We start from the raw sequence: 18,145 nt of genomic DNA, 5'->3' as shown, positions 1-18,145 counted from the left end.
ATGGGTATAATCTATTTATAACTTAAGAAATAACAATCAATAGATAAAGAATTAGAGATGAAGTCTATCGTTTATTATACTCTATTCTTATTGGTTGTAGTTCTGCTCACTGGTTTTTCATCAACCATAGAAAAATCAGTGTCTTTAGGTATCGGTAAGAATAATGTAAACAATCCTATCGTAAATAGTACGTGGACCAGTAAAAGGGACAGTTTAAACATAAGTTTATCGCTTGATCCGAGGATTCCTATTATTGATCAAAAGACCACATTAAATTTTGATATTAATAAGATTAATGACACTAAACCATTAAACGGATTGACAGCCAAACTAACCATTACAGATCAGGACGGGAGATTGTACAAATTTAATAATGAGATTTTTTCAATAACCAATGGTAAATTTTCTGTCGATTACTTCTTTCCATCAGATGGTGACAACAAGGTTATTGTACAGCTTTATAATAACACCATCCCTATGACGGTAGGTTCATTTGATATTGTAGTACCATTGTCATCACCATCATCCGCTAGCAACCCCTCTCCTAATGGCAGTTCAAATAGCAATATATTTACAAATTTATTTGGAAATATATTTAAATAGTCTTTTTATTCCTATTTTTAGAATTTCATAATGCTTGATTAATCAGGTAATTTGTAAAAATTTTGTATCAATGGTTTTTCAAAAAAAAATCAAACCGGTGTTTTTAACCAAGCTTTGTTATAATTTGCAGAGAAAAAAGCGTTTGCAACCTAAAAAACAGCAATGAAGGAGGAAAGACAAACTAGTTTAATTCAAGTTCTTTGATCTTTTGTTCTATGCCTTGAACTTCCTCTTTTAAATCCTGTTCGTATTCTCTAAGTAGTTCTATTTTTTCCTCTTTGGTAAGAAAATTTCTTCCTGTAAAGCTTGAATTGCAACAACCGTAACCCATCATTCCATCTCCTTATTACATTCATCGGACATACGATATTAATCAAACAAGATGTATTTATATATATCGGATACCCAATATTGTTTACAGAAAATGCGAGGAGACAGTACTGGGGATTGTTGTGATATGAGAGGAATGTTGGGATTTCTCATCCTCTTTTTGCTTTCAAAAAAACCTATGCACGGTCAAGAATTAGCAACCGAAATTGCCACTAGGAAGGGTGAAAAGAAACCTAGTCCAGGTACTATTTATCCCGCTCTAAAAAGCTTGAGAGAGTTAGGATTCATAGTGGAAGAAAGAGAAGGTAAAACGATAGTTTATAGTTTGACTGAAAAAGGTGAAAATGCATTGAAACTAGCAAAAAGAAAATTTGTAAGGACTTTTTTTGGGATATTTCAAGATTAGACACAACATGAAATTTTAAAAGAATGTTGATGACTCAAAATTAAAGTATACAATCTAGTAAATTTAAGATTAACAAAGATCAATTTATTAAACTAAATTTGATCCCTCATTTTAATTCTCTTAACAATCAATAAAAGTCAACAGTCAATGCTCTAAGTGAAAACGTTCCTCAAGATATTTGTAGTTAGAACAATTCCAAGATATGATTCCTTCATTTTGAGACATATTCTCCAAGATCCGACAGATTTGCGTCTCTTCAAGAATTAATTCATGCTATGACATGAGTCTTTGGATGTTTTTTCCCTCAAAATATCAAAAATAAAATGAAAATTAAGAATTGTTTCTTTAACTCTGTGCTGCTGCATTGCTACCAGAGTTTTCCTGGTTTTGGACGTTGATATTGTTACCAGAGCCTATTGTATTTCCACCAGAAACTACATTGCTTGTTTGGCTTGAGGATTGTGATTGACTGATACTTTGGTCTGCAAAGTTGCCGCCATGACCACTTTGAGCTAATGCGTTGCTACCAGTATTTTTTTGATGTTGGAAGCTTAGGTTATTGCATGAGAGAAATGTTGTTCCACCAGAGACACACCCAGCATTTTGACTTGATGACTGTGATTGTGATATAGACTGTTTTGCTTTGTTTCCTTTCTTATGCGTTGCAAAAGCGTCATCGATAGCCATTAAAGGGCTGGTGATTAATGCCAATGCGACCACAATAGCGATTGATGCTGTAATTACGTATTTCTTGTTGTGAATATTTGTTTTATTCATATAATTGCTATAATAGAAAAAATATATTGAATTTGCTAACTAGGTGCAATACTCTAATATTCTAGCAGTTTTAGAAGATTATCATAATATTTAGAGTCAAAAAAGTGTGAACAAATTATCCCAATTATTAACAATATTAACCATCTACATCTGACAGATGTCTGAAGGTCCTGAAGTTAAAATCGTTGCAGACAAAATATTACAAGCAATAGTAAATACATCTATCGAAGATATCAAATGCAATAAGCTTGATCAACAAATGAAAAACAAGATTCTTCATTCAAAAGTGAAAACAGTAAAAACATATGGAAAAAATATCGTCATTAAATTTTTGAGCATTTATTTGCGAAATCATATGATGATGTGGGGTAAATGGAGAATCTATGATAGAAAAGAATTTGATGATGGTGTCGCAAGACCTCTTCCTCGAAAAATTTATCTTAACAATTCTAAAGACGCGAATACCACTTCTACCATAAAGAAAAAAATTGAATCACTTGATGTACGCAAAGACAAAAGAATAAGATTAATTATTACCACTGCAAACAAAGTTTTAATTGAATTTAACGATCCCATTTTAGAATTTTCAACATACGATCCGTCTCTCAGACCTCCCATTTCGTTGCTAGGTCCTGATGGACTTGATCAAAACTATGATAAAAATAAAGTTATTTCAAATCTAATTTCAAAATCTAAAAGTTCTCCTAATCTTTCGATTTCTGAATGTCTCCTTGATCAACAAGTTATTGCAGGTATAGGAAATAAATACAAATCAGAGATTCTGTTTCTAAATGAAATTTATCCATTTAGGAAAATATTATTGTTATCAGATAACGAATTAGATGAACTTGCCACAAGTATTCCTAACGTTCTCAATATGGGATACAAAAATAGCGGATCAACAGTATCATCATCTTTAAATGGCAAAAAGCAATCCCAAAATAGCAGGCATTGGGTTTTTAGGAGATCAGGTAAGGAGTGTTTGAAATGCGGGACTAAGATTATATCAGAGAGAACAATAACCAAAAGGCAGACTTTTTGGTGCCCCAAATGTCAAGCCAAGTAATTAACAAGTAAATTAAATTTATTCAAGTGATGATAGATTCACAACATATGGCATACACAGCCTCATGATTTTCACTTGACTCAATTGCCAACACAACATCAGAATATTATTTAAGTCGAGTTGTGTGTAGTGATTCCACTAGGACCCCATTTTGGTGTGAAATTGGTTATTAAATATTTTTTGTATTTTTTCCAGATTGTCAATGTCAGCAACGGCTTTATCAAATCTGATGTTTTTGATCCTCGGAAAACGTAACGCATATCCGCCACTGTGTCTATTACTTTTTTGTATAGAATCAAAAGTTACCTCGAGAACAATTTCGGGTTTTACGATCAGCCTACTCCCCTCATCCCTTACTGTTAACCCTTTTAGCCTTTTTGTCATATATGCGATTTCTTCATCAGATAAACCCGAGTACGCTTTCCCTATTATTTTCAGGTTTTTAGTGTTCCGAGAATGAAATTCATTATCTATTATATCGTGAGAAAAACTTTCAGACGAAATGTTTACCGAGTCTTTAATTGCAAGGGTATAGTCTGATAGAGTTCCCGCTCGTTTACCGTGGCCATATTCTGCTATCACCACAACAGCATCTATCGTATCTAATTCTTCTTTAAGTTTTATCCAGTACCTGCCTCTTTTTCCAGGATGATAATGTGATAATGGATCCTTAATGACCAATCCCTCATGCCCCTCGTTTCTGCTAGTTCTAAAATTATTGTCTACGTCATTTACAGATTTGATCAGACTACTTTTAGCCAAAATAATGTTCTTGTCCTGTATTTCCAAATTTGCCATTAAACTCCGCCTAAGTTCTAATTCTTTCTTGATAACTTGACTTTCCCCGAAATACATAAGATCATAAATTATATATTGAACTGGAATATCCGACATTATATCTTCAGTTAGAACCTTCTTTCTTAATCTCTTCTGCAATTCTTGAAAAGGTAACGGCCTATCATTCTTCCATGCTATTATCTCCCCATCCAGAATAAAGTTGAATTCGTTCTCTTGATTTTTCTCCAGAACAGCTTCTTTTGAATTCTTATTATCTTTTTCCTTATCTCTTTTTATCCTTAATATTGATCTAACTATTTCAGGAAACGCGAAAGTAATGTCTGAAAAATTTCTAGAGAAAAGTTTGCAAATATTTCCAAATCGATGTACTTGTACCCTAATACCATCATATTTAAATTCGGAAAATAATGGTTTTCCAAAGTAGTCAATTATTTCATCAGCAGTATGCATTACATCTGCTAGCATAAAACTCATGGGAACAAATGGTTTGACTGTTACTAGATGTAGTTGACCGCTTTTAGCAGAAAGAGCCACGTTGGCCATATCTCCAGAAAGCAATATTGCTTCTCTTACATATTCAATATCCTTACTAAACGCTTTTGCAATAGCTGATTCGACTAAACCCTCATAGGATCCGATCCTCATTTCATTTGTGACTATTTTCACCAAATATTTTGCTTCTAACGGTGAGCAACTTACAAGTATGGCTTTGAGCAGGCTTTTCTTTTCACGTAAAGAACTTGGTCCACGTAAACCTGCAATTCTTTTGAATTGGGAATTCAAGTATTGTAGAGTGAGTCTGTGAGAAGATTCTTGACCAAAGCTAAATAGAGTTAGCATTTCTTTTTTTGAAACAGCAAATTCAGCCATGCTGCCCATGTCGCCATACTCTAAATGTATTTTGGTTATTTCTGATTCATTCATATTCGATATTTCAATTAATGATTGCAAAATAGTCCTAAACCCTATGTTTATGTTAAGTTGCGAACCTCTTGGAAATATCCTTCCAGAAAGAAATAAAACTGCTATTTGTAACGAGTCGTCATCGAGTGTCGACAGGTATTTTACTAAAATATCAATTTTTGTATTTTTACTTGAGGTATTCCGAACTAATTCACAAGTTTCAACTAATGAAGAAAAATAAGAAGACAAAACCTTGTTTGTGCTTTCTTCCATTTTACAATGGTATCGGGTAAACTTTGCTAATATGCTTACTATTACAGGGTTATCTCAATTTCAAAAAAAAAAAAAAAATCAAGTGGGAAGCAAATAGAGACTTTTCATAGTTTTGCAGAGCAGCAATTTTAGTTATATTTGGACGTGCCGCTAAAGAAAGATACTAAAAAAAATAAACCTATGAATCTATATCGTTACTAGAACTTGATACTAAGATTTCTTTTACATTTAGTGCATGTAAACCCTCACGCGGTCCGCCAAACATATAGATCTTGTACTCATAATTTGTAGGTCCAGCCCCAGATCGTTCATTATGACTAAGACAAGAAAAATAGCAAGGAATTCAATTTACAAAGAAATAGTCAAACCAATCTATATAAGAAGAACGCTGATACAGGTTTACAAAAATCATGGTAAGAGGTAGCGGCGGTTCAAAAAAGGCAATCTATGCTGCGTTGTTTGGAAACTTGGGAATTGCTATTTCAAAATTAATAGCTGCTCTTTTTACTGGTAGTATTTCTATGTGGGCTGAAACATATCATTCATTTTCAGACGCTTTTAATCAAGTTCTTTTACTTGTAGGAATTAGAACAAGTAAAAAGCAAGTTTCAGAAAAGCATCTATTAGGATATGGCAAAGAGCAGTTCTTGTGGTCTTTTATCGTGGCTACTCTAATTTTTGGGATCTCTGGAGTGTTATCGCTTGAGCAAGGAATAGGTTCTTTTATGGGAAACGATTTTCATCGACTTAATGATCTTTCTATAAATTATATAATCCTTGCAATTTCATTTGTTTTTGAAGCAAATGTTTTGTGAATAGCCCTTGGAATTTTTAAAAATGTCATAGAGGACAGGGCGATAAACTATCAATTTCAACAATTGTTAAAGAATTTAAAGAGTAAAGATACTTCAGTCCTTACAGTTGTAGTTGAGGATTCGGCTGCACTTTTAGGAATAATTATTGCCTTTGCTGCATTAGTATTATCGGATATCACGAAAAATAATGCTTTTGATGCTCTTGGATCCTGGCTAATAGGGTTTATGATAATGGCATTTGCATTCTTTTTGGCAAGAGAAAATAAAGATCTGTTGATTGGGGAGTCCATGTCAAAACGAGACTATCAATCCATATACAAGGCTGTTTCTCAAATTTCTGAAGTAAATAAGATTGCTTCAATTCGTACAATGTATTTTGCACCAGAAGATGTTTTGATAGCAATAGAGGTAAGTCTTGTTGATTATTTGGATACGGACATGATCGAATCAGTAATAGACAATATTGAAAGCAAGATAAAGGCAGTAATTCCTTATGCTGTATCGTCAATAATATATGTAGAATTAGGAAGAGAGAGAGAACAAAATAACTCATTTTTGGATTTAATTCTTTGGCCTTTTGAGAATATAATTGTGGTCATTTCAATAACATCAATGATATAAACAGGTAATTGTTAGAATAGATGAATTGACCGGCAGCAAAATTGCAGTCATAACCGGTTCTAGTAAAGGGATAGGGAGAGCAATTGCAATAACATTTGCCAAATCTGATGAGTATTCATCTTTGGTGATAAATTCAAGAAAGATTGAAGAAGCAGAGGCAGTTGTGGAAGAAATAAAGACATCAACAAATTGCGATGCAGTGGCAATTCTCGGAGATGTATCAAAAGAAGAAGATTGTATCAGACTTATCAAGGAAACGGTAAACAAGTTCGGCAGAATCGATGTTCTTGTCAATAATGCAGGGATTCAAAAGGACATCCCATTAACTGAAACGACTCTGCAAGATTGGTATAATATAATATCAGTGGATTTAACAGGTCCTTTTATTTGTAGCAGAGAAGCGGTCAAACAAATGCAAATCCAAGATCCTAAAGGTGGTTGCATCATTAACATTTCTTCTGTACACCAAATAATACCTAAACCGCATTATGTACCCTATGCCACTTCAAAAGGTGGCATAGATATGATGACAAAAACAATGGCACTTGAGTTAGCCGCTGATAATATTAGGGTAAACATTGTAGCCCCTGGAGCAATAGATACGGATATGAATTTAAGCTTGCGTACTGATGAATGGGAGCGAGAGAAAACAATAAAGAAGATACCTATGGGCAGAATTGGTAAAGATGTGGAGGTAGCAAACGTTGTTGATTTTTTAGCATCTGCTAAAGCATCATATATTACCGGAAGTACCTTTGTAGTGGATGGCGGAATGACTCTTTATCCTTCATTTGGACTAGACAATGATCATGGATCCAAACATGTTTTTCCACAAGATTCAAACTAGTCTTTGCTATAACAATAATAATCACTCTATCAAATAGAAATCAGATGTTTGGTTGAACGACCTGAAATTACTATTGAAAAAGTGTGAAGATGTTTTAGAAAAAAACTGGACCGGTTCCTTTACCATTCCAGCAGGAACTTTATATCCACACCAATGGAGCTGGGATGCGGCATTTATTGCATTAGGTAATTCATATGGTAAGACAGATAAGGCAATCAAAGAAATCCGGTTTCTTTTTGATGCTCAATGGAAAAATGGCATGGTACCCCATATAGTGTTTAATGAAAGAGAAAAGACTTATTTTCCTGCTGCTGATTTTTATGAGATTACTCGATCCGAAAATGCTCCTACCCATATTGGTACCTCGGGAATGACCCAACCTCCTATACACGCCATATCTTGTTATTACATTCATAAAAACTCTACCGACAAAAGAAAGACACAAGAATTTTTAATTGAAATTGTTCCTAAATTAATGAATTTTCACCGGTACCTGCTTACTGACCGAGATCCTGAGGGATCGGGCCTTGTGACAATTTTACATCCTTGGGAGTCTGGCGAGGATGACTCTCCGATCTGGGATAAACCATTATCTAATGTCACTTTTGCAAAATCTGAACTACCAGAATTTAAGAGGCTTGATCTAATAGCGGTAGATGGAGCAGCTGATACTATTCCAAGCAATGATGAATATGATAAATTTATCTTTATGATAGAAATTATGAAAAAATGCAATTATGATGAAAAAATAATGTATGAAAAAATGCCTTTCAAAATTAAGGATTTGCTTTTTAGCAGTATTTTATATATTGCAAACAAGTATTTGCTAAAAATCCTTGATATTCTCGAGAATGTTGATCTCGATTCGAAAAACAAAGTGAAAAACGATAATTTGAATGTGTCAGACTCCAGACAACATTCTACAAGTTCTCAATACAAAGATTATAAAATAGAAATAAAGCATTGGATGGCCAGAACAGAGCGGAATTACTATCGATACTTTTTACCTCCAAATTATTCAAAGGTGGGAAAAAATGAACTTAGTTTGTTTTTGGATTACGATTTAATAGCAAAAGATTGGATAAAAACTAAAACTGTGTCTTCACTTATACCGTTGGCGACCGAACTATTGCTGCCAGATGAAGCCGAAACTATGGTGAAATGGTTAAAGCATTCGTATCATTGCGGTCCAGGTAAATATTGTCATGAACCTGCTCTGCCTAGTGTAGGCCTTAAGGCAGAATACTTTAGTCCACTGACTTATTGGAGGGGCCCCGTCTGGATTAATATGAATTGGTTGTTTTGGCTCGGACTCTTAGAGTATGGTTACTCAAAGGAGGCTGATGCAATCAGAAATGGTGTCTTTGAATTAGTACAAAGACACGGTGTCAGAGAATATTACGATCCATATACTGGCAAAGGATTGGGAGGCAAGGATTTCTCCTGGACTGCAGCGCTGGTAATAGACATGATCCACAACCCCAAAGGTTTTGCCTAGATCTCTGTGAAAATATTAGCATTACACACAACCAAAACCAATTTTTTATTTATCTAAAAGGGCAGATTGTTTTGATCATATTTTTATTTAGATCAAATACTCAAAAAAAATAATTATTAATGTAGCATTATATAGGAATTTATAGATGGGACTTTAGGTATTTGTTTAAAAACTCCAAAGTCTTTTTCCATGCATCAGCAGTCTCTTGTGGGGCATAGTTATCATTGGAAGGATTTGCAAATGCATGACCTACATTTGGATAGACATAAATCTCATTTGTAATCCCTGTGTCATTCAATGCTTTCTGGAATTGCTTTACAGAGTCTACAGATATAGCTTGATCCTTTCCACCAAATATTCCGAGAACTGGCCACGAAATGTTGGAAATTGCTTGAGTATCGTTAGATGGTCTGCCATAGTAAATCACAGTGGCTGCTAGAGGATTTTCTTTGCTATTAAGAGCCAATTGCAAGGACTGCTGTCCGCCAAAGCACCAACCCAGAGATGCTATTTTAGTTGCTTCGACATTATCTAATGATCCAAGGTAACGGACAGCTCCCTTAAGGTTTGAAATTGCAGTTTCTGGATTTTCTCTAATTGCAGCGGTTAGTGCGCTTGACCTATCGGGATTGGTTGTAACTTCTCCATTAAAAAGGTCAACAGCCAAGACAACATATCCGTTTCGTGCTACCAAGTTTGCAGACTCTATGATGTAGTCATTTAATCCTTTATTTTCATGAATCATTACAACTGCTTGAAGTTTCTTTATGGATTCATTTTGAGATATTGCTGGATAAACCAAATATCCAGAAGCGTTATTATAATAATTAACAGTTTCATTTTGGAGGGGCAGGTTAATTGAATCTGTGGAGGAAGAGGATGGAATTGAAGAATTATTGACATTTTCAATACTTGCCAAAGTCATAGCAGTCAACCCTGTATTCTTTTGAGCTCCGACATTAGGCGGATTTGTAATCAAACATGAACAAACAGCTAGGATAGATAGGATTGAAATCATCCTTGAATGTTTCATTACACTATTCAGTGTGTCAATATTTTTAACCTTTGTGTAAAGTCTTGTAATCGTATTGATGCTTAATTAATCAAATCACTTGAAATAAATTGCAAATTCTAATAAACAAGTAATTGTATATCAAAATTAAAAATATATTTCAAATATCAAAATCCATTCACAGTACAATGAAAAATAATTAATTTGAACATACAAGAAAATCGTCTTTGAAAATTTATTGACAATTAAAAACAATTATGAAAATAGTAGTAGTAGTAGTAATGATAAAGAGAATGATGCTAAAATATATGATATAACGAGATTATCCGCGCATCCTGACTTTGGAAATAAATAAAATACTGGTACAATTATAGGCCCAAACCTGTGATTATATTATTAAATTAAAAGTAGCTTTGGCCACTTATAACCAAATTTATTTGATTTTCTTCACTAAAAAAAGATACATATTCTATTAATACTTACAATTCAAGATTACCTTTGTACGGTACCAAAAATAACGAACTCCGTATCTATACCGATAAAATGAGGGTTATAGGTAAAGTCCCTTTGAAAAATAACCTCATTTTATTGGGTTTATATTTTATTGTTTATAATGATTTAAACTGAGCACACAAAATCAAGACTATGCGTTTCAGGAAGAGGGTTTTCCTTCGATAGGAGAGAGATTCGTCTATTTTTCGACGATTTGCGATATTTTCTGCATAGTATTGAAATTTTTACGATTGTTTCACAGACCGTGCGATAACTTTTTACAAGTAGAAAGAATATAAACGATACAAGACGTTAGATATGAGTGTAATGCATTCAGAATGTAATAATCTTCTTGAGCTATGCAAAATGAAATACATTTATGTAAATGATGCTAAAGGTGAACTAGTATTCTTAGAAGGTTTGAATAACCTTGATTCATTCACAAAAATATTTATCCAAATATCTGATGATGAGGGTGCAGTGTACAGAGTTCCTCTGAAATATTGCATAGACTGTGGTAAACCGTTACTGAAAGAAGCAAAAATAATCTAAATAAATTTTATTGGATGGGGTGATATTAATGGGATAGAATATGATTGGTTATTTGTTCGATAATTATATCGCAATTTTTTCAATTTATTCTTGCCCCTACATCACATCCAATTCAATATAAAGTATTTTGTATGTATCTATACTCAATAATGAAACGTTGTAAATGTTTCATATATTCAAACACTAACATGAAATAGAGATCAAATTAAAAGAAAGACCTACAGATCCGAGTGCGATAGAGTAAATATTCTATCTTTAAATATGAATAGCAATTTAAACGTCTACTTCAAAAAAAATACCAGTATAATTGTTAGTGTATTAGCTTTTGCAACAGTAATTTTGGTAGTAGCACTACCCAGTATGGGATTTGATAGTCATGGTGTATACACTACGAATAAAAAATCTAATTCCCTCTTACAAGGCATAGCACAAGGATCCTGAATGAAGCAAGATGCATTTTGTGAATTTTTGAACAATACATTAGCATCATGCAATAATGTTGCTCTATCAGTAAATGGGAACGTCGGGAGCAACGCAGTAGGTCAGCAATAATTTATTGAACAGCAGGATAAGAATCTACTCATCTTATTATTTAATATTTAATATTATACTACATGAATTTACATTAAGATATGATTTACAAGTGCTCTTCCGATCACATATGTTTTACAAAAGATGAGATAAAGAGTTGTGGAGTAAGAGGTTGTCTAAACACACCTGTTCTGATACATTCCGAGAATATTAAATGGTTTTACAAAATAAATAAGAATGGATTATGCATAAATAAGAACGATTTACACAAGATAGTCGAGGATCCAAACATGCCTCAAGATGTAAAAAAAATAATCTTGAAAATTTTCTTCAACATTCAATAAAATATATTACAAAATCTAGTAATTTTTCCTTTACTAATGCTAGTAAAAACAGAGGGATTTTTAAACACCGTGGTAGAACATACATTAGAAGTTTGAAAGAAATTAGTACAGAGATTACCATTAATGCAGAAATGCATAAAGTATGGCAAATATTAACAGAATTTGGCGAATACAACAAATGGAATCCATTTGTTCGTAAGATAGAAGGAACTGCAAAAGTAGGAAGTAGACTAAAAATTCATCTTCACACATCAAAAGGAAAGACCAGAACCTATCGCCCGTACATAACAAAGGTTGAACCTCACAAAGAATTGCGTTGGTATGGCAAATCAATATTGCCCGGAATCTTTAACGGTGAGAGAATTTTTACTTTAGAATCTATAAGCAAGGAACAAACTAAATTCATTCATAAGGAGATTTTTACAGGGATCTTGGTTGACTTGATAGGAAATAGACTAGACAAAGATATGCTAGACAGTTTTACAGAAATGAATGAGGCTTTGAAAAAAAGGGCAGAGACATAATCATACAATCAATTAGCCTATTATCTTGTGTTGTGTGAAAGCATTTTCAAATTCTGTCTACAACATCCAGCTAGTATGTCATTGATAGAATTTGCTTTATAATTATTGGAAGTATTGTCGTTGCTATTAGAGATAACATCAAAACAGTACTAATACTGATTCTAAACGAAGAAATAAAAACTATAACTACAATCCAAAAAAATTTGATTTTACCTAAATACGAGGTATGTTTAAGTTTTAAGGATGGATATTTCTGATTACTTTTTGCTTGTCGTTTTCTTGCCACTTGAAGTAGATTTGTTTGATTTCTCCGAAGCTTTTTTCTTTACTGTTTTAGTTGTTTTAGCTGATCCTTCCTTGTGAGCCTTTGAGTTACCTTTTTTAGCTACCATTCTTTGGTTAAAGTGGGTAAACTATTAACGTATTACTAGTAAATACAAAAGTAAAGTCTTATCAAAAATGCTATTTATCGATTATACTAGAATTCTCTACTTGAATAAAGTGTTGGCAATAAAATGCAAATATTAACATTGTAAAGTTACACTAAGGAAAATAAATACTTAACTGTGTAACTACGGGTAGAGTTGCCTATTTATATTGTCAGGTTAATCCGGACTATTATAAATGTGATAACTGTAATTCAAACCTCAAGTACAGCTTGGTGAAAAATTAATCTTTGATTTTGTAAACACTTTCTGCTTCTTCTTTGGTTACTCTAAACCACAAGTTATGTCCATCATATCTCTCTACTAGACTTGTGGGAATAGAATACACCTCTTTATCCACTACACCTGCTTTGGTGATAACTTTGTCTTGTCGAACCTCTTGTACTTCACCTAAATCTGCGTCATTAATACCTCTTGCTTCTTTTTTAATAACATCATTCCAATTGATCGAATTGTTACTCATGTTATAAATTACACATAATATTTTAAATAGATCTAACATAATTCTCTCACGATTATAAATATACTTCAAATACCAGGCAATTGAAAGAGTAACAAAAAAATCACATTAATACCACATTAAGGAAGGATGCTACAATATATACATATATATCATATTAGACTAACATTGCCTACTTTCATTCATTTTAATGATTGAATTTTTATTGTGAAAAATAATTCTATTCAAATATTGGCTTGCCAGTCCCCTATCTAAATATAGGAAAGGAAAATGAATAGAGATCAAATATAAGTTGTTGAAATATTTATTAACTTTATATATGGAAACTGAAAGAGCAAAGCATATAATCTCAGAAACTATTAGTAACATTCAACATAACTCCTTAATAATAAAAGGCAATGGATGTGCGGCCTGTCAAGTTGTATTTACTTTGTCCAATGAAATGCAAATTAACGAACAAGAAGCTGCCGATTTGCTGTCTCAGATCCTCTTCTCCGATCCAAAAATTGATCTTTCGTTTATCGAAATGGTGGAAAAGATACATTTGAAAGACAGATTAATGGGAACTGGGTTTGCAATTAAAAATAGAGATGCAAAAGATGCATATATTTATTCTAATTTCAAGAACACTCTAGCCGAGCTCCATGCAGACCTAATTAAATATGGACCAGATATTGTTATGCGAAAATTGTTAATGTCAATGATTTCTTTAGAATTAGCAAAGAATATAGGAATAGATTATCATGCTTCTACAGAGGAACTATATTACTTTATGCGAAAGAAGGATGACGAAACAAAGAACAAACTTATCGAATTTATGGATCAATTGTATATTAGAATCGGTAAGACTGATGGAAAAAACAGTGATTAGCCAATTGGTCTAGCCATCCTTTGTACCATTTATTTTTTGAACCCGAGTTAGTAACAATCATGATCTTTTATCGGGTAAAAATCGACAAAATAGTTTCCAGAGTATGAATAACATACTTCATCAGCATCGTCTTATCTTGACCTTATCTCTTTTTGCAACAATACAATTTTTTGTCTGATAGACAATTCAGGTTTGCCATACAAAAAGAAAAAATGAATCCAGCATAATTTAGGATTGGGTTTGTAAAAGAATTGTGTTAAACCCGTGGTTAAATCACTTTATGATCAAGTTATATGTTGTAGTTTGGTTCCAACCGATAGGTCCATTGTATTGATTAGCATCAGTAACATTTTCAAATGTTGTTGGATTAATATCTCCCTTAACTTTCAGGACGTGAATTCCAGGAGAGAGAGGCTTAATGAAGAGCCAAGTTCCATCTGCGACGGCCTGGGTAGTTTGAGAACTAAGATTTAATATATTGTTTTGTGGTAGCGTGAAGTTGAAGAGATCCGTTTGAATACGATACATAAATTGCCCAGGTATTTTTTGGCCGTCAAGTGATGCACTGCCGCCACTAACAATGTCTTGTATTTTTTTTGCACACTCCCTTAATTGTTGTTCGGTTTTCAAATAGGAGTACTCTGCAAAAGAACATTCTGAGTTAAGCAAAGTGGTTAGTATAGCGGTATTAGATGGGATTTCACATGTTCGCGTGGTCGGATGATCAAATGATGAAGTAAGAAACCATACAGGACCATTCTGGTGCTGGCCACAATTTACTCCACTATCATCATAGGAAGGGTTACTTCCCCAGGGAATAGAGTATGTCCACCTCCACCAATTTTCAGTCCAGTCAGCATATGATAAATTAAATGGATTTGAATTCACATGATACATCATATTTGAAATGTCTTTGGTTTCATTATTTGAAATAAAACCCAATAAATAAGATTCTGGCCCGATCATAGCGGATCCGATGATAATGGAAAGTAATGATAAAATTACAACAATTATTGGCAATGATCTCATATTCAAGATATTCTTTTGAGATATCTTATGAATGTTTATCTAATGGTGATAGGTGGAGTCAAATTTATTGTATTCTAATTTTTCTTGACAAGATCCGCCACCTTTGTTATAGGCAGTTAAATGGATAAAGAATCTTCAATAAAAGGGTCGTTGAATTGTTTTTTTTGTATATGTTTTTTTTAGTTATTCCCATCCTTTTTGCTTTAAAAAACATGTGAAAGGCAATTATATAGAATCAATTATTGCTTTTGTTATGAAAGAAATAATATTGCTTGGGATTTTACTATTTGGTTCAAGCACATTTTTACAATATGACTACGATATAATGGCTCAATCAAATGCAAGTCAATACCACACCGGAAATAGCAGCAGCAACAGCAGCAACAGCAGCAACAGCAGCAACAGCAGCGAGATCAACACAATGGTGACAAACTCACTAAATTTGTCTGATCCGGTTTACCAAGCCTATTTTGGAACTTTTCTTGGTAGTAAAAACTTGACGTCCCATTCGCCATTAATAAGCGAAGATAGAGTTACTGAATATGCAGTTATGAAAAATATTGGTAACGTAACAAACAATATGACTTTTATAAACACTCATCTAGCAGATGGAACGATTCAGGCCACGGCCTATGGCACAATCACTGCTGAAGATGGACAAAATATCAATTGGATTTCTTCAGACATTGGGACAATTAATGACACAAATGAAATGTTTCATGGCATTATTCAATTCAATAATACTGATAGCCCCAGTTTTTCATTTCTAAATAATACTATCGCAATAGACAAACAGACACCCGATATCAAAAGGACGATCTGGTTGATGCAAAAATAGACAAATTATAAGAATATATCATCAAATCATCTTCCTCAGGTGAAAATGATTAATTTTTTATATTGGTCTGTTTTTTTTAATTATACAAAAATACAAACTTTTTAATATAATGATACTTGCGGGTTATTTCATAATAAAGCATACCTTTTTTTGGTAGCAAAAATGTGCTATAATTTATTTATAAAACCTGCGGTATTTGAAGATAAATGACACTATGGATATTGATAGTGTTAATTCTATCAATGCCTATATTTTCTCTCGCACAGGGACAATCAAACTTCTCTATATCTATTGTTTCTGATGCTATATCGCTAGGCAACAAAGCTTTTGATCTAAATCGTTTTAATCAATAAAAGTGAATCGATTATTGGAACTAACAAAGACTTTAGAATCGATACAGTTACTGAAAATAAAGATCTATTTAGCTCTGCCAACTTGAGGCCTGATAATAAATTTGAAAACAAAATAGAACAAGCAGGTACTTTTGAATATCATTGCAAATTACATCCCACCATGACAGGAAAGGTCATAGTAAACTAATAATTCGATTTATTTCAATAATCACTCTACCAAGAGTCAATACAAAAGTTTTGGAACTATCAATATTCGCTATTATTCTGTTATTTCTGAATATAAGAAACGTTACCTATTTATTATACAATTGATATCATTTACTTTATTATACTGAAAGAAGGTGTCTGAACCATTTTGTATGTAGTTTTGTCTTTTTATTTTGTTGATAGAATCTATTGCGATCGATTCAACAAGTGCTTGAATATATGCTATCTTTATTAAAACTATATACTATTCGGATCAATATTTCATCTTAATTGCTCAATTGTGGTTCTTTTTCTTGGATTCAGCCTGTTTTTGATAATAAAAGATAACAGTCCTAACATATTTTTACCAATTTTCATCAAGTAAAGTTATTTATCATACTTTATAAGACGCATAAACTAACCCAAAAAATTTAGGAAATACATTTTATCCAATTAAACATATAAAACATAAAACTAAACTATGGATAATAAAGTTCGATAAAGTGAGTTAATTTTTTATTTATATCATGTAAATACAAAAAAGATCAACCTAAAAAAAATAGTGATAAAATAAACCTAATGGATAAACATGACCACAATCACAGGAGTATTTTATCAGAAGGTGGATTGAACAATTACTTTAGGTATTCACAATTCTTTTTTTATTTTATCAGTACATTCCTACCCTGGGTGTGGAGAGCAAGGTATCAAGGACAAATGTATATAGAGTCTACAATCACCTTACGCGGCATTTTAAACAAGAAAGTCTTGGTATTTAATTGGTAATTTTTCTATGTTACTCTTTATTACAAAATAATGAAAGGATCAGAATAAAGATAAGTTCAATGTAACGACTGCAAGTTCTAGTTTGATGTGATATAGAGATAGGACTACAAATTTGTTAAAAGATCTAATGTAATTTTGTCAGATTCACTATCTTTTCCAAGTCTCTATAATCCTCATCAATTTCCATGGCAGCTTGAAGTATCTTGCTCTTCATTGTGTTAGATGAATTGATAAACATCTTTGTATCCTTTGGTAGACAGTGTCCACCAATTCCATCTCTTGGTTCAAGGATATCGACATTCCACTTTGTGTTTAGTGATTCTCTAAGTTCGGGGAAACTTATGCCATTTGATTTACAGTACAAGTATAGTTCTTCTGCGAATGCTATTTGGAGATATCTGTGAGCATTTTCAATTATTTTAGTCAACTCTGCAACTTCGACTGAAGAAACAGGATGCATTGGAATCTCTAACACAGGAATAGATCCATACTTTTCTTTCTCATTGTTAATAGGTTCCAAATTGACTCTATAATTCATTTTATCCATCAATTCCAATATACTCTCTGATGTTATCAATGATGAAGGTCGTTCACTTGCATTCTTCTTAATGCTAACCTCATCATAATTTTCAATACTACTTTTGTAATTGTTAATATTACCATCATAAAAGTTCAATCCATGCTGTAAGCAACAATTGCTAACACCACCAACTATTCGTAATTGGTTAACACCATGAATCTCTTCTTCTAGAGCATACCATCTGTGTGGTGCATGTACTACATG

17 protein-coding genes and 2 pseudogenes are annotated in these 18,145 nt (G+C 32.9%); 11 read left to right on the top strand and 8 right to left on the bottom strand.

What is annotated here, in order from left to right; genetic code table 11:
- The first annotated feature begins 57 nt into the window (after positions 1-57).
- Complete coding sequence (locus F1Z66_RS09215; protein WP_149863324.1) at positions 58-603, top strand: BppU family phage baseplate upper protein; 546 nt, start codon at positions 58-60, stop codon at positions 601-603.
- 181 nt (positions 604-784) lie between these two features.
- Here F1Z66_RS09215 and F1Z66_RS15500 read toward each other — a convergent pair whose 3' ends face one another.
- Positions 785-937, bottom strand: a complete 153-nt coding sequence (locus F1Z66_RS15500) for a DUF5320 domain-containing protein (RefSeq protein WP_154670534.1) — start codon at positions 935-937, stop codon at positions 785-787.
- Positions 938-1,027: 90 nt separating this feature from the next.
- On the opposite strand from F1Z66_RS15500, the gene F1Z66_RS09210 reads away from it, so the two are divergent.
- Positions 1,028-1,339, top strand: a complete 312-nt coding sequence (locus F1Z66_RS09210; RefSeq protein WP_201448557.1) for a PadR family transcriptional regulator — start codon at positions 1,028-1,030, stop codon at positions 1,337-1,339.
- Positions 1,340-1,684: 345 nt separating this feature from the next.
- Here F1Z66_RS09210 and F1Z66_RS09205 read toward each other — a convergent pair whose 3' ends face one another.
- Positions 1,685-2,116 (bottom strand): hypothetical protein, encoded by a 432-nt coding sequence (locus tag F1Z66_RS09205; protein WP_149863323.1) that lies wholly within the window; start codon positions 2,114-2,116, stop codon positions 1,685-1,687.
- A gap of 157 nt (positions 2,117-2,273) precedes the next feature.
- Here F1Z66_RS09205 and F1Z66_RS09200 point away from each other — a divergent pair, with 157 nt between their 5' ends.
- A complete protein-coding gene (locus F1Z66_RS09200; protein WP_149863322.1) occupies positions 2,274-3,182 on the top strand; it encodes a DNA-formamidopyrimidine glycosylase family protein in 909 nt (302 codons plus the stop codon).
- 138 nt (positions 3,183-3,320) lie between these two features.
- On the opposite strand, the gene F1Z66_RS09195 is transcribed toward F1Z66_RS09200, so the two are convergent.
- Positions 3,321-5,156: an ATP-dependent DNA ligase gene (locus F1Z66_RS09195; protein ID WP_149863321.1), complete on the bottom strand. Its 1,836-nt coding sequence runs from the start codon at positions 5,154-5,156 to the stop codon at positions 3,321-3,323.
- A 410-nt stretch (positions 5,157-5,566) separates the two neighbouring features.
- Here F1Z66_RS09195 and F1Z66_RS16335 point away from each other — a divergent pair.
- From F1Z66_RS16335 to F1Z66_RS09180, 3 genes and pseudogenes are all read left to right on the top strand, one after another.
- Positions 5,567-6,592, top strand: a pseudogene (locus tag F1Z66_RS16335) (cation diffusion facilitator family transporter).
- Between the two features lie 25 nt (positions 6,593-6,617).
- Complete coding sequence (locus tag F1Z66_RS09185) at positions 6,618-7,439, top strand: glucose 1-dehydrogenase (protein ID WP_230207506.1); 822 nt, start codon at positions 6,618-6,620, stop codon at positions 7,437-7,439.
- A 52-nt stretch (positions 7,440-7,491) separates the two neighbouring features.
- Complete coding sequence (locus tag F1Z66_RS09180) at positions 7,492-8,937, top strand: MGH1-like glycoside hydrolase domain-containing protein (protein ID WP_149863319.1); 1,446 nt, start codon at positions 7,492-7,494, stop codon at positions 8,935-8,937.
- A 139-nt stretch (positions 8,938-9,076) separates the two neighbouring features.
- Here the strand turns inward: F1Z66_RS09180 and F1Z66_RS09175 are convergent, their stop codons facing one another.
- On the bottom strand, positions 9,077-9,916 hold the full coding sequence (locus F1Z66_RS09175; RefSeq protein WP_159357416.1) for a dienelactone hydrolase family protein: 840 nt from the start codon (positions 9,914-9,916) through the stop codon (positions 9,077-9,079).
- Between the two features lie 843 nt (positions 9,917-10,759).
- Between F1Z66_RS09175 and F1Z66_RS09170 the strand changes: the two genes are divergently transcribed.
- The 3 genes from F1Z66_RS09170 to F1Z66_RS09160 all read left to right on the top strand — a co-directional run bounded on the left by F1Z66_RS09170 (position 10,760) and on the right by F1Z66_RS09160 (position 12,392).
- Positions 10,760-10,993, top strand: a complete 234-nt coding sequence (locus F1Z66_RS09170; RefSeq protein WP_159357415.1) for a hypothetical protein — start codon at positions 10,760-10,762, stop codon at positions 10,991-10,993.
- Between the two features lie 261 nt (positions 10,994-11,254).
- The gene (locus F1Z66_RS09165; RefSeq protein WP_149863316.1) at positions 11,255-11,434 is read left to right on the top strand and encodes a hypothetical protein; all 180 of its coding nucleotides are present in this window, start codon (positions 11,255-11,257) and stop codon (positions 11,432-11,434) included.
- Positions 11,435-11,960: 526 nt separating this feature from the next.
- Positions 11,961-12,392, top strand: coding sequence for an SRPBCC domain-containing protein (locus tag F1Z66_RS09160; RefSeq protein ID WP_149863315.1), 432 nt, complete (start codon positions 11,961-11,963; stop codon positions 12,390-12,392).
- A 257-nt stretch (positions 12,393-12,649) separates the two neighbouring features.
- On the opposite strand, the gene F1Z66_RS16260 is transcribed toward F1Z66_RS09160, so the two are convergent.
- Both F1Z66_RS16260 and F1Z66_RS09155 read right to left on the bottom strand, forming a co-directional pair.
- Entirely contained in the window at positions 12,650-12,784 is a 135-nt protein-coding gene (locus F1Z66_RS16260; RefSeq protein WP_255437909.1) for a hypothetical protein, read from the bottom strand.
- 277 nt (positions 12,785-13,061) lie between these two features.
- On the bottom strand, positions 13,062-13,301 hold the full coding sequence (locus tag F1Z66_RS09155) for a hypothetical protein (protein ID WP_149863314.1): 240 nt from the start codon (positions 13,299-13,301) through the stop codon (positions 13,062-13,064).
- Positions 13,302-13,617: 316 nt separating this feature from the next.
- Here F1Z66_RS09155 and F1Z66_RS09150 point away from each other — a divergent pair, with 316 nt between their 5' ends.
- On the top strand, positions 13,618-14,169 hold the full coding sequence (locus tag F1Z66_RS09150) for a hypothetical protein (RefSeq protein WP_149863313.1): 552 nt from the start codon (positions 13,618-13,620) through the stop codon (positions 14,167-14,169).
- A 273-nt stretch (positions 14,170-14,442) separates the two neighbouring features.
- Here F1Z66_RS09150 and F1Z66_RS09145 read toward each other — a convergent pair whose 3' ends face one another.
- Positions 14,443-15,198 carry a hypothetical protein gene (locus F1Z66_RS09145; RefSeq protein ID WP_149863312.1) on the bottom strand — a complete coding sequence of 252 codons (756 nt, stop codon included), beginning with the start codon at positions 15,196-15,198 and terminating at the stop codon, positions 14,443-14,445.
- 214 nt (positions 15,199-15,412) lie between these two features.
- On the opposite strand from F1Z66_RS09145, the gene F1Z66_RS09140 reads away from it, so the two are divergent.
- Positions 15,413-16,036: a hypothetical protein gene (locus F1Z66_RS09140; protein ID WP_149863311.1), complete on the top strand. Its 624-nt coding sequence runs from the start codon at positions 15,413-15,415 to the stop codon at positions 16,034-16,036.
- Between the two features lie 1,449 nt (positions 16,037-17,485).
- Here F1Z66_RS09140 and F1Z66_RS09130 read toward each other — a convergent pair.
- Positions 17,486-18,145, bottom strand: a pseudogene (locus F1Z66_RS09130) (hypothetical protein); the annotation flags it as partial.

Source organism: Candidatus Nitrosocosmicus agrestis, assembly GCF_008389435.1.
Classification (GTDB): Archaea; Thermoproteota; Nitrososphaeria; order Nitrososphaerales; family Nitrososphaeraceae; genus Nitrosocosmicus; species Nitrosocosmicus agrestis.
Note: the sequence above shows the minus strand (reverse complement) of the source record. Positions and strands in the feature narration are given on the sequence as shown.